We start from the raw sequence: 12,606 nt of genomic DNA, 5'->3' as shown, positions 1-12,606 counted from the left end.
CTGTGCGTCACCGTCGTCAGGTGCCGAACGAGTGGACCGTCGTCGAGCGGTACGTCCGCCCCGGCCGGAGCACCGTCGAGGGATACGCCGGCTTGTTCGGCGAGTCCGGGAAGTGCTGGGTCTCCAGGCACACGGCGTCGCCCTGGCGGTAGATCCGCCCCGACGGTCCGGCGAGCGTGCCGTCGAGGAAGTTCCCCGAGTAGAACTGCAGCCCCGGCTCGGTCGTGGAGATCGTCAGGGTGCGGCCGGAGGACGGGTCGCGCAGGGTCGCCGCCCGCTCCGGGAGATCCGTCCGCCCCTTGTCGAGCACCCAGTTGTGGTCGAACCCCTTGGCGTACAGCAGCTGCTGGTCGCGGGTGCGGACGTCCGCGCCGATCGGCTTGGCCCGACGGAAGTCGAACGGTGTGCCCGCCACCTCGGCCGGTTCACCGGTGGGGATGAGGCCGGCGTCGACGGGCGTGTAGCGGGAGGCGGCGATCTCCAGCTCGTGGCCGTGGGCGGAGCCGCTGCCCTCGCCGGCGAGGTTCCAGTAGACGTGGCTGGTGAGGTTGACGACGGTCGGCCGGTCGGTGGTGGCCTCGTAGTCGATGCGCCAGTCGCCCTGCTCGGTGAGGGTGTAGGTGACCGCGGTCCGCAGGGTGCCGGGGTAGCCCATCTCGCCGTCGGGGCTGGTGCGGGTCAGACGCAGGCCCACGTCCGTGTCCCGAGCGAACGGTTCGACGTCCCACACCGCCTTGTCGAAGCCGTCGGCGCCGCCGTGCAGGCTGTTGCCGCCGTCGTTGACGGACAGCTCGTACGCCGTGCCGTCGAGGGTGAACCGGCCCCCGCCGACGCGGTTGCCGTACCGGCCGATCAGCGCGCCGAAGTAGGGGGAGCCGGCGACGTACTCCTCGACGGTGGCGAAGCCGAGGGAGACGTTCGCGTACCGGCCCTCGCGGTCGGGGACCTCCAGGGACTGCACGATCCCGCCGTACGACAGGACCCGCAGTCGTGTGCCGCCGTTCTCCAGCGACCAGCGGTGGATCTCGGTGCCGTCGGCGAGCTTGCCGAAGACTTCCTTCACCGGATGCTCCTCTCACGGGAAAGGGGGGCCCCGCCCGCAGGCGAGGCCCCCCTTGCGGGTTCCGTCAGGAACCGCCCTTGCGCTTGTTCCACACGTCGAAGCCGACCGCCGCCAGCAGCACCATGCCCTTGATGACCTGCTGCCAGTCGGTGCCGATGCCGACCAGGTTCATGCCGTTGTTGAGGACACCGAGGACGAGACCACCGATGATCGCGCCGAGGACGGTGCCGACACCGCCGCTCATCGACGCGCCGCCGATGAACGACGCCGCGATCGCCTCCAGTTCGAAGTTGAGGCCCGCCTTCGGCGAGGCGGCGTTGAAGCGGGCGGCGAAGACCAGACCCGCGAGCGCCGCGAGCATGCCCATGTTCAGGAAGATCAGGAAGACGACCTTCTTGTCCTTCACACCGGACAGCTTCGCCGCGGGCAGGTTGCCGCCGATGGCGTAGATGTGGCGGCCGATGATCGCGTTGCGCATCACGTAGCCGAAGCCGACGACCAGCGCGCCGAGGATCAGCAGCACGATCGGGGCGCCCTTGTAGCTGGCGAGCAGCATGGTGACCACGAGCAGCGCGGCGGCGATCGCGACGAGCTTGAGGACGAACAGGTTCATCGGCGGCACGTCGAGCGCGAACTCCTGCTGCCGGCGCCGGTCCCGGAACTCCTGGATCACCACGAACGCGATGAGGGCGAAGCCCAGCAGCAGCGTCAGGTTGTGGTAGTTCGTCTCCGGGCCGACCTCGGGCAGGAAGCCGTTGGCGACCTTCTGCAGGCCCTCGGGGAACGGGCCGAGGGTCTGGCCCTCCAGGAAGATCTCGGTGAGACCGCGGAAGACGAGCATGCCCGCCAGGGTCACGATGAACGACGGTATCCCGAGATACGCGATGAAGAACCCCTGCGCGGCTCCCGCGACGGCGCCCACGGCCAGACAGAGCACCACGGCCAGCGGCCACGGGATGTCGTTGTTGACCATGAACACCGCGGCGATCGACCCGATGAACGCGGTCAGCGAACCCACGGAGAGGTCGATGTGCCCGGAGATGATGACCAGCATCATGCCGATCGCGAGGATCAGGATGTAGCTGTTCTGCAGCACCAGGTTCGAGACGTTGCGCGGCAGCAGCAGGTCACCGTCGGTCCACACCGCGAACAGCGCCACGATCAGGCCGAGGGCGATCAGCATGCCGTACTGACGCATGTTGCGGCGCAGGCCGTCCAGCATCAGCTGGAGCAGACCCCCGCCCGCCGCCGCCCCGCTCTTGCCGGGCGGCGCGGGGGCCGGGCTCTTGGCGGTCACTTCCGTGCTCATCGGGTTACCTCTTTGTCCTTCGTCATCTGACGCATCAGCGACTCCTGCGTGGCCTCGGCACGCGGGAACTCACCTGTCAGCCGCCCTGCGGCCATGGTGTAGATGCGGTCGCACATCCCGAGCAGTTCCGGCAGCTCGGAGGAGATGAAGACGACCGCTTTGCCCTCGGCGGCCAGTTTGTCGATGACCGTGTAGATCTCGTACTTGGCGCCGACGTCGATTCCGCGCGTCGGCTCGTCCAGGATCAGCACGTCCGGCCCCGCGAAGATCCACTTGCTGAGGACGACCTTCTGCTGGTTGCCGCCGGACAGCTTGCCCACCGGTTCGAAGACGGTCGGCGCCTTGATGTTCATGGACTTGCGGAAGCCCTCGGCGACCTGACGCTCCCCGTGCTCGTCGACCACACCCCGCTTGGCGACCTTGCCCAGCGCGCTGAGCGAGATGTTCCGGTTGATGGTGTCGATGAGGTTGAGGCCGTAGTGCTTGCGGTCCTCGGTGACGTAGGCGATGCCGTTGCGCACCGCCTCGGGGACGGTCTTCGTCCGGATCTCCCGGCCGTCCTTGAGGACCGTGCCGGCCGTGTACCGGCCGTACGTCCGCCCGAAGACGCTCATCGCGAGTTCGGTGCGGCCTGCGCCCATGAGCCCGGCGATACCGACGATCTCGCCGCGCCGCACGTGGAGCGACACGTCGTCGACCACCTTGCGCTGCTGGTCGATCGGGTGGTGCACGGTCCAGTTGCGGATCTCCAGCGCGGGGGCCGCGCCCTCCTCGGGCTCGTGCGGCGTGCGCTCCGGGAAGCGGTGCTCCAGGTCCCGGCCGACCATCCCGCTGATGATCCGGTCCTCGGTGGTCTCCGCCGACTTCACATCGAGGGTCTCGATGGTCTGCCCGTCGCGGATGATCGTCACCGAGTCCGCGACCCTGCGGATCTCGTTCAGCTTGTGCGAGATGATGATCGAGGTGATGCCCTGCTTCTTCAGCTCCAGGATCAGGTCCAGGAGCTTGCCGCTGTCCTCGTCGTTCAGGGCGGCGGTCGGCTCATCCAGGATGAGCAGCTTCACCTTCTTCGACAGCGCCTTGGCGATCTCGACGAGCTGCTGCTTGCCCACCCCGATGTCGGCGACCCGGGTGTCCGGGTGCTCGTCGAGGCCGACGCGGCGCAGCAGCTCGGTCGCGTGCTTCAGCGTCTCGGTCCAGCTGATGAACCCGCGCGTGGCGTGCTCGTTGCCGAGGAAGATGTTCTCCGCGATGGAGAGGTAGGGCACCAGGGCCAGCTCCTGGTGGATGATCACGATGCCGTGCTGCTCGCTGGCCCTGATGTCCTTGAACTCGCAGGTCGCGCCCTCGAAGAGGATGTCCCCCTCGTAGCTGCCGTGCGGGTGGACGCCGGAGAGGACCTTCATGAGGGTCGACTTGCCCGCGCCGTTCTCACCGCAGATGGCATGGACCTCGCCCTGCTGGACGGTCAGGGTGACGTCCGACAGCGCTTTGACGCCGGGAAAGGTCTTGACGATCGAGCGCATTTCCAGGACGGGTCCCGCCATGGTCGTGCCTTCCAATCAGTGGTTCGGGATCCGCCGGATTACTTGAGGTCGCTCTCCTTGATGTAGCCGGAGTCGACGACGGCCTCCTTGTAGTTGGCCTTGTCCACGCTGACCGGCTCCAGCAGGTACGCCGGCACGACCTTGGAGCCGTTGTCGTAGGTCTTGGTGTCGTTGACCTCGGGCTTCTTCTTGTTCAGCAGCGCGTCGACCATGTTCGAGGCCACCTTGGCGAGTTCACGGGTGTCCTTGTAGACGGTCATGGACTGCTCGTCGGCGATGATCGACTTCACCGAGGCGACCTCGGCGTCCTGGCCGGTGACGATCGGCAGCGGCTTGCTCTTGGAGCCGTAGTCGTCCGACTTCAGCGCGGAGAGGATGCCGATGGAGATGCCGTCGTAGGGGGAGAGGACCGCGTCGACCCGGTCGCTCTTGTACGTGGAGGTCAGGATGTCGTCCATGCGCTTCTGGGCGGTGCCGCCGTCCCAGCGCAGGGTGGTGACCTGGGTGAGCTCGGTCTGGCCGGACTTGACGACGAGCTGCTTCTTGTCGATGTAGGGCTGCAGGACGTTCATCGCGCCCTGGAAGAAGTAGCGGGTGTTGTTGTCGTCGTTGGAGCCGGCGAACAGCTCGACGTTGAACGGGCCCTTCTTGGAGCCGTCCTTCAGGCCGAGCTTGCTGACGATGTAGTCGCCCTGGAGCTCGCCGACCTTCTCGTTGTCGAAGGAGGCGTAGTAGTCGACGTTCTTCGTGCCGAGGATCAGGCGGTCGTAGGAGATGACCGGGATGTCGGCGTCCTTGGCCTGCTGCAGCACGTTGTTCATCGACTTGTTGTCGATGGCGGCGACGATGAGGGCCTTCACGCCCTGGGTGATCAGGTTCTCGATCTGGCCGACCTGCTGATCGGGGTCGTCCTCGCCGTAGACCAGCTTGGTCTTGTAGCCCATCTTCTCCAGGTTGGAGACGACGTTGTTGCCGTCCGCGATCCACCGCTCGGAGGACTTGGTCGGCATCGCGATGCCGATGGTGGCGCCCTTGGTGCTGCCACCCTCCTCCTTGCTGCCGCCCTCACCGCTCTGACCGCAGGCGGACAGGGTCAGGGCCAGGGAGGCGGCGGAGGCTATGGCGGTGAGTGCGGCTCGACGAGTGCGCATGATCATCATCCTTGATGTCTTGGTGCCTGGAACGTTCTGGCGGTGAGGACGGCGCTTCGCGAGCGAGGGAGGAGCCGAAGGAACGCCAGAAGAAGATGTGGGGGATTCTGTGGGACTGCGTCTTCTTCTGTGAAGACAGTTGGCCGGTTCGTTATGCGGGATGACAAAATCGCTTCAGCTCTCCCGGCAGACGCGAGCCGAGCGGCGCCATGTCGCCGTCCGCACCGTGCCGCGCCAGGAGGTCCAGGGCGAGCCGACCGCGCCGCACCCGCTCCTTGGCGGTGGACAGCGTCAGATCGCGCATGTGGTGCCCGTAGGGGTAGATCCCGGGCGCCTTGGACAGGCCGAACTTCAGGTAGATCGGCGCTCCGCGCCGGATCAACTCGGCGACCTCGTACATCCGCACGTAGCCGCCGAGGTCGTCGGGGGCTTCGATGTACATGTCCATCGGGGCGCCCGACACCCGCCGGATCTCGGTGAGGTGATCGAGCGTCAGGTCGCTCGGCACGTTGATCGAGTCGCCGCCCAGATTCTCGTACACGGCGTACGCGGTCGGGTTCACCGGGCCGATGAGCGCCGAGACCTTGAAGGTGGTGTCGGCCGGCAGGATGCCCGCCTCACGGGCGCGGTGCAGCGTCCAGAGCACGCCCTCGTCGGCGACGAGCAGGCACTTCACGCCCAGCTCGGTCGCACGCACGGCGTCCTCCACGCAGCCGGCGACCGCGTCGTGGCCGCGGGCGCGCAGACCGGCGCCCCGGGAGTCGGTACGGGTGGAGCCGCCGATGTCCCACGTGCCGCGCGGCCCGGTGAACAGGCAGAGCTCGATGTCGCGTTCGGCCGTCGCCTCCACCATCTCGGTGATCTCGGCGTCGGTGAGCATCCAGACACCGCTGCCCTGGCTGATCCGGTGGATCGGCACATCGAGCCGCGAGGCTTCCTTGAGGACCACGGCGAGCGCCTCCGGCCCCTCCACGGAGGGGACCTCGGTGCGCCAGCGGCCGCCGCCCGGGAAGGTGTGCGGAGAGGCGTCGGCGGGGTCGAGAGCGGGCGCGTTCAGGCCGAGTGCGGCGAGCGCCTGCTCGCCGGGCCGGCGCGGCGCCGAAGCGGTGGTGTCGGTCACAAGCTGTCCTTCAGGTTCGATATTTCGGACGAGGTTCGCGGCTCTTCGCACAGAGATCTTGGGTGTACGCCGGCACGACGTCGTCAGGTACCCCGTACCGGCGTACGGCTCAGGGGTGTGTCATGGCCGCAGGAGGACCTTTCCGATCTTCGGGTCACCGGACCCCACCAGCTCGATGGCCTCCGGGAACTCGTGCAGCGGCAGCTCGTGCGTGACGAGCGGCAGCGGGTCGAGGAGCCCGGCCCCGAAGACCCGCACCGTGTGCGCCCAGGCGTCCGGCGGTGCCCCGAACACGGTGTGCACCTCCAGCTGCCGCACGACGAGGTCCGTCGGGTCCAGCCCGTCCGCGCCCGACGCCGGGATGCCCGTCAGGACCAGCCGTCCGCCGCGCCGCAGCAGGGCGGCGGCGGTGACCGCCGCGTCCGCGGAACCGGCGGTCTCGATGACGACGTCGAAGTCGCCGGGCAGTTCCTCGTCCTTCGTACGGAAGTCCGAGGCACCGAACCGCCGGGACAGTTCCGCACGGTCCGGACGGGTGCCCACGACGAGCAGCTCGGCCGGTGAGGCCGCCTTCAAGAACTGAACGGCGAACATGCCGAGCGTGCCGGTGCCCACGACGGCCACCCGCTCCCCGGGGACCGCGTTGGCCTTGAGCGCCGCCGCCGCGATGCACGCGGCCGGCTCCAGCAGCGCCGCCGCCGTCAGATCGCAGTCGTCCGGAAGAACGTGCAGCAAGCGGGCGGGAAGCGTCAGCGTGGTGGCCATGGCGCCCGGCTGGGTGAAGCCGGTCTCCTCGTACCCCGCCGAACACAGCGTGGTCTCGCCCGCGTGGCAGCGGTCGCACACCTGGCAGTTCCGGAAGCCCTCGCCGACGACCTTGCGTCCTACAAGAGTTGAAGGAACGCCGTCGCCGACGGAGACCACCGTCCCGGACCACTCGTGGCCCGGAACGAGGGGGTAACGGACGTATCCCTCGGGCCTGTTGCCCTGGTAGACCTCGCGGTCGCTGCCGCAGATCCCGGAGGCGTGGACACGGACCAGCGCCTCGCCCGCCGCGGGCTGCCGGGGCTCGTGCGGGACGAGCCGGTGCTCGCCCGGAGCCTCGATGACGACGGCGGTGGCCGCGTCGGGCGAGTTCGTCACTTGGTCCCCTTGGGCTTGCGCTGCTCCCAGCCCTCGGCCCACAGGTCGAACCGGGCCTGCTGCTGCGGGAACTCCGCCGCCGCGTCCACGTCCAGCTCGACGCCGAGGCCCGGCTCGTGCGACAGGTGGAAGCAGCCGTCCTCGGGGTCGACCTGCGGGGCGCCCTTGATGACCTTCTTGATGTCGGCGTCCGCGAAGTCGTTGAAGTGCTCCAGGATCTTGAAGTTCGGCGCGGTGAAGCCGACCTGGAGCGAGGCGGCGGTCAGCACCGGGCCGCCCACGTTGTGCGGCGCGACCAGCATGTAGTGGGTCTCGGCGGTCGCGGCCAGCTTGCGGGTCTCCCAGATGCCGCCGATGTGGCCGACGTCCGGCTGGATGATGTCGACGGCCTGGCTCTCGAAGAGCTCGCGGAACTCGATCCGGTCGTGGATGCGCTCACCCGTGGCGATCGGCATGTCCACCTTGGCCGCGACCTTCTCCAGCGCCTTCAGGTTCTCCGGCGGCACCGGCTCCTCCAGCCACGCGGGCTTGAAGGGGGCCAGTTCCTTGGCCAGCCGGACGGCGGTGGACGGGGAGAACCGGCCGTGCATCTCCAGCATCAGCTCGGCGTCCGGCCCGATGGCGTCCCGCACGGCCTCGATCAGCGAGACGGCGTACAGGCTCTGCTCGTGGTCCAGCTCGAAGTGGCCGGTGCCGAAGGGGTCGATCTTGAGCGCCCGGTAACCGCGCTCCATGACGCCCCGCGCCGCCTTGTGGTACGCCTCGGGCGTGCGCTCCGTGGTGTACCAGCCGTTCGCGTACGCCTTGACCTTGTCGGTGACCTTGCCGCCGAGCAGCTGCCACACCGGGACGCCGAGGGCCTTGCCCTTGATGTCCCAGCAGGCCATCTCGATGACGGCGATGCCGGACATCACGATCTCGCCGGCCCGGCCGTAGTCGCCGTACTTCATCCGCTTGACGAGGTCCTCGACAGCGAACGGGTCGGACCCGAGAATGTGGTTGGCCTCTGCCTCGCGCAAGTAGCCGAGCAGGGCGTCGGTGTGGCCCAGCATGCGGGTCTCGCCGACGCCGGTGAGTCCCTCGTCGGTGTGCACCTGGACGTAGGTCAGGTTCCGCCACGGCGTTCCGACCACGTGTGTGCTGATTCCCGTGATGCGCACGGTGCTCCCTGTCCTTTATCGGTCTGTTCGAAATTTCGAAGCTCGTTCGAAATGCTGGCGCGACAGTAAGGACGACCCGCTCCGAGTGTCAATGGGTCGAACGCACAAGGGTCTGTCACGAGGGTCCCGGAGGTGGGCGGTGATCAGGGCCTGAGCCGTGCTGGCGGGCCAGTACACGAGGTTCCTACACAACTTTCACGAGGGTGCCTGGGAACGCCGTCGGCGCGCCACATAATCTTCCGGCGTCATGGACTACTGCCACCCGTGCCAACGGCACCTCAACGGCGCCCTGGCCTGTCCCGGGTGCGGCGCACCGGCCGAAGACGGCCGGATGCACAGGGGCGCATCGCCCCTGCCGGGCGATTTCACCACGGACGGACGCGGCGAAGCGCACGAACGCGACGAAACGCACGAGCACGGTGAAACGTACGCGAACGGCGAAGCGCACGGGCGTGGCGAAGCGTACGAGTACGACGGTCCCGGCGGGCGCGGCGAACCGGACGAGCATGTCGAAGCGGCCGGGCGCGGCGAAACGAACGAGCGTGGTGAAGCCCGCGAACGTGACGGTGAAGTGCCCGCGGTCGGCGGTGGGGCGGACGTCGGCGGGCGCCGGGCCGGCCGTGCCGCACGGTCCCGGTCCAGGGGCCGCGAGCGCGGCGACAGTGCCGCCCGGCGGGACCGGCGGGCGGCCGCGCACCGCCGCCGGCGCAAGCGTGTGCTGCTGGTCGGGGCGGGGCTGGTGCTCGCCGCGGGCGGACTGAGCCTCGCCGAACTCGGCATGGAGGCACCGCCGTCGCACCCGAACGCGGCGTCCGTGGACGACGCGGCCACCCCGTCGCCGGCCGACGCGGCGGACGGCGCCCCCGGCGACGACGGCGCCGCCGTGCACGGGACGGCCGCCGCGGACGGCACGTCGCCGGACGACTCGCCCTCGCCGTCCGCCTCGGAGTCCGGGACGTCCGGGGGCGACGAGGACACCGAGGACACCGAGGCCGAGGACGGGGCGAAGGATCGTTCCGCCTCGAACGCCTCGGTCCGCCCCACCGCCGCGCCCCCCGCCGAGTCCGCCCCCCAGGACCCCGACCCCCCGAACCAGGACCCCACCACCCCGAAGCCCACGCCCACCCCCAGCCCTTCGGAGACCTGCACGCGCTTCCTGTGGTGGTGCTCGTAGGGCGCTGAACGGGGTTTCCCGGGCGGCTTGCGGCTTGCGGCTTGCGGCTTGCGGGTTGCCGGCTGCCGGTTGCTGACGGCTGACGGTGGCCGTCGGGCGGGCACGCGCCCCAAATCCCCGTGTACGCACCCCGATCACCCACCTCGTGAGCGCTACTCATCGTCGCCGCCGCCCGCCCGTCGCCCCTCGATCCCGTTGCCCGCAGCGCCCCTTGAGGGCCCCGGCGGGGATCTCGTGGGCGTGGTGATGGTGCCGTGCACACCCCCGTGGCGCTTGTCCACGGCGGTGGCCCGAGTGGGGGCCGCGCCGGTGGGGAAGCCGGGGGGTCGCGATGTCAACACCGCAGGACCTGGGCGTTTTTCGTGGCCGTAACGTGCGTCCCGGAAGGGCCCCGGCGCGCCCCCGGCGGAGGGCCGCGTTATTCAACCGTGACGACTTCCCTGACGCAGCCCTCTTGACCGCCATGAATTGTTAGCGCTCACAATGACCTCCGCATTCACCAGTCGGTTCCCGACGGCACCCGAGGAGGTACGAGCGTCGTGCCAGCAGTGCTCCAACCCGCTTTCCCCGCCGGTGCCATGGGAACGTCCGGAACCCCGGCGTGAAGCCGACGACGCGGAGCGCTCCGCCCGCCGCAGGAGTCTTATCCGCCGACGACCGCCGAGGAGGTGCGGCCGTGACCCACTCACCGCTCCGGCCGCCCACCATGGCGGACGTCGCCCGCCTGGCGGGGGTGTCCCACCAGACCGTCTCCCGGGTCCTGGGGGACCACCCCAACGTGCGGGACGAGACCCGTGCCAAGGTGCAGCGCGCGATCGAGGAGATGGGCTACCGTCGCAACTCCTCCGCGCGGGCCCTGGCCACCCGGCGCACCCGGACCCTGGGCGTGGTGGCCTCCAACACCACGCTCTACGGACCGGCCAGCACCCTCTTCGCGCTGGAGGAGGCGGCCCGGGCCGAGGGGTACCTGGTCTCGACGGTCAGTGTGCGCAAGCTGACCGTGGAGACCCTCTCCGAGGCCCTGGACCACCTCAGCGACGGCGGGGTGGAAGGCGTGATCGCCATCGCCCCGCAGCGGTCGGCGGTCGAGGCGCTCGCCGAACTCCGCCGCCCCTTCCCGGTGGTGGCCGTCGGCACGGGGTCCGCCTCCACGGTCCCCAGCGCCAACGTCGACCAGCACCTGGGCGCCCGGCTCGCCACCGGCCACCTGCTGGCCGCCGGTCACCGCACGGTCTGGCACCTCGCCGGACCCGAGGACTGGCAGGAGGCCGCCGACCGGGTCGCCGGCTGGCGGGCGACCCTCGAAGAGGCAGGCGTGGAACCGCCGATGCCGCTGAGGGGTGACTGGAGCCCGCTCTCGGGCTACCGTGCGGGCCAGGAACTGGCCGGCTGGGTGGGCCGCGGTCTGACCGCCGTCTTCGTCGCCAACGACCAGATGGCACTGGGGGTGTTGCGGGCCCTGCGCGAGGCCGGCGTACGCACCCCCCAGGACGTCGCGGTGGTCGGCTACGACGACATCCCGGAGTCGGAGTTCTTCGCACCGCCGCTCACCACGGTCCGACAGGACTTCTCCACGGTGGGCCAACGGAGCATCGCCCTGCTCCTGGACCTGATCGAGGGCCGGACCCCCTCGGGAACGGCCCAGATCGCCATCGAACCGCAACTCGTCGTCCGGGCCAGCACCTACCCGTACGCCTCCCCGCCGGGGACCGCGCCACCCGGCTGACCCGGCATCCCCAGATCGACCCGAACCCTCACAAGCCATCAGCGTGGCCGACATTTCGAACAATGATCGACAGGCTGGACGCAGTGCGGCCGGTCCATCGAGTACCAGCAGGTCCGTCCCCGGACCTGCTCTTCAAAGGAGAAGACACATGCTCAACAGACGGAACTTCCTCACCGCGGCGGTCGGCGTGGCAGCGGCGGCGGGCCTGTCCGCCTGCGCCAAGGAGGACGAGGGCGGCTCCAGCGGCTCCTCCGGCGGCGGCAGCAAGAAGATCACCCTCGGCTTCTCCCAGGTCGGCTCCGAGAGCGGCTGGCGCAGCGCCAACACCGACTCCATCAAGTCGGCGGCCAAGGAGGCGGGTTACAACCTGAAGTTCTCCGACGCCCAGCAGAAGCAGGAGAACCAGATCTCCGCGATCCGCAGCTACATCGCGCAGAAGGTCGACGTGATCGCCTTCTCGCCCGTGGTCGTCACCGGCTGGGACGCGGTGCTCAAGGAGGCCAAGGCCGCGAAGATCCCGGTGATCCTCACCGACCGTTCCGTGGAGACCAAGGACGAGTCCCTCTTCGTGACGCTGGTCGGCTCCGACTTCACCGACGAGGGCCGTCGTGCCGCCAAGATCCTGGAGAAGGTCCTGGACAAGGCCGGCCACAAGGGCAAGGTGAAGATCGCCCAGCTGGAGGGCACCACCGGTGCCGCCCCGGCGATCGAGCGCGCCAAGGGCTTCAAGGAGATCATGGACGCCGAGCACAAGGACGACTGGGAGATCGTCGTCACGCAGACCGGCGACTTCACCCGTGCCGGCGGCAAGCAGGTCATGGCGGCCTTCCTGCAGTCCAACCCGGACATCAACGTGCTGTACGCCCACAACGACGACATGGCGATCGGCGCCATCCAGTCCATCGAGGCGGCCGGCAAGAAGCCCGGCAAGGACATCCTCATCGTCTCCGTCGACGGTGTGAAGGACGGCTTCGTGGCCATGTCCGAAGGCAAGATCAACGCCATCGTCGAGTGCAACCCGCTGCTCGGCCCCCAGCTGATGGAGGTCGTGCAGACGGTCAAGGACGGCGGCACGGTCGAGCGCTGGATCAAGACCAAGGAGAGCGACTTCATGCAGGACCAGGCCAAGGACGCCCTCCCCACCCGCAAGTACTGACCCGCGCCTTCCGGCAGGGAGCCTCCGGCCGACCGCCCCGTCGGTTCCGGGGCTCCC

At 69.2% G+C, this 12,606-nt stretch carries 9 protein-coding genes and 1 pseudogene; 3 read left to right on the top strand and 7 right to left on the bottom strand.

Annotated features, from left to right (window positions below; genetic code table 11):
- Positions 1-16: 16 nt before the first annotated feature.
- The 7 genes and pseudogenes from GSY65_RS10970 to GSY65_RS10940 all read right to left on the bottom strand — a co-directional run.
- A pseudogene (locus tag GSY65_RS10970) lies at positions 17-1,066 on the bottom strand (aldose epimerase family protein); the annotation flags it as partial.
- A 61-nt stretch (positions 1,067-1,127) separates the two neighbouring features.
- On the bottom strand, positions 1,128-2,372 hold the full coding sequence (mmsB, locus tag GSY65_RS10965; RefSeq protein WP_159767157.1) for a multiple monosaccharide ABC transporter permease: 1,245 nt from the start codon (positions 2,370-2,372) through the stop codon (positions 1,128-1,130).
- The gene (gene mmsA / locus GSY65_RS10960; RefSeq protein ID WP_159767156.1) at positions 2,369-3,919 is read right to left on the bottom strand and encodes a multiple monosaccharide ABC transporter ATP-binding protein; all 1,551 of its coding nucleotides are present in this window, start codon (positions 3,917-3,919) and stop codon (positions 2,369-2,371) included. The genes mmsB and mmsA overlap by 4 nt, the downstream gene beginning before the upstream one ends.
- A gap of 38 nt (positions 3,920-3,957) precedes the next feature.
- Positions 3,958-5,070 carry a multiple monosaccharide ABC transporter substrate-binding protein gene (chvE, locus tag GSY65_RS10955; RefSeq protein WP_380966025.1) on the bottom strand — a complete coding sequence of 371 codons (1,113 nt, stop codon included), beginning with the start codon at positions 5,068-5,070 and terminating at the stop codon, positions 3,958-3,960.
- A gap of 151 nt (positions 5,071-5,221) precedes the next feature.
- Positions 5,222-6,190, bottom strand: a complete 969-nt coding sequence (locus GSY65_RS10950) for a hypothetical protein (protein WP_159767154.1) — start codon at positions 6,188-6,190, stop codon at positions 5,222-5,224.
- 120 nt (positions 6,191-6,310) lie between these two features.
- Positions 6,311-7,333 carry a zinc-dependent alcohol dehydrogenase gene (locus GSY65_RS10945; RefSeq protein WP_159767153.1) on the bottom strand — a complete coding sequence of 341 codons (1,023 nt, stop codon included), beginning with the start codon at positions 7,331-7,333 and terminating at the stop codon, positions 6,311-6,313.
- Positions 7,330-8,493, bottom strand: a complete 1,164-nt coding sequence (locus GSY65_RS10940) for a mandelate racemase/muconate lactonizing enzyme family protein (RefSeq protein WP_159767152.1) — start codon at positions 8,491-8,493, stop codon at positions 7,330-7,332. The genes GSY65_RS10945 and GSY65_RS10940 overlap by 4 nt, the downstream gene beginning before the upstream one ends.
- 247 nt (positions 8,494-8,740) lie before the next feature.
- Between GSY65_RS10940 and GSY65_RS34670 the strand changes: the two genes are divergently transcribed.
- From GSY65_RS34670 to GSY65_RS10920, 3 genes are all read left to right on the top strand, one after another.
- Positions 8,741-9,667 (top strand): SCO2400 family protein, encoded by a 927-nt coding sequence (locus GSY65_RS34670; protein ID WP_443043207.1) that lies wholly within the window; start codon positions 8,741-8,743, stop codon positions 9,665-9,667.
- A 676-nt stretch (positions 9,668-10,343) separates the two neighbouring features.
- Positions 10,344-11,393 carry a LacI family DNA-binding transcriptional regulator gene (locus GSY65_RS10925; protein ID WP_159767150.1) on the top strand — a complete coding sequence of 350 codons (1,050 nt, stop codon included), beginning with the start codon at positions 10,344-10,346 and terminating at the stop codon, positions 11,391-11,393.
- A gap of 148 nt (positions 11,394-11,541) precedes the next feature.
- Positions 11,542-12,549: an ABC transporter substrate-binding protein gene (locus GSY65_RS10920; protein ID WP_159767149.1), complete on the top strand. Its 1,008-nt coding sequence runs from the start codon at positions 11,542-11,544 to the stop codon at positions 12,547-12,549.
- The last annotated feature ends 57 nt before the right edge of the window (positions 12,550-12,606 follow it).

It is taken from the genome of Streptomyces sp. HM190 (genome assembly GCF_009857135.1).
In the GTDB taxonomy this organism is placed as follows: Bacteria; Actinomycetota; Actinomycetes; order Streptomycetales; family Streptomycetaceae; genus Streptomyces; species Streptomyces heilongjiangensis.
The sequence above is the reverse complement of the archived record's forward strand: the minus strand, read 5'-3'. Positions and strand labels throughout refer to the sequence as shown.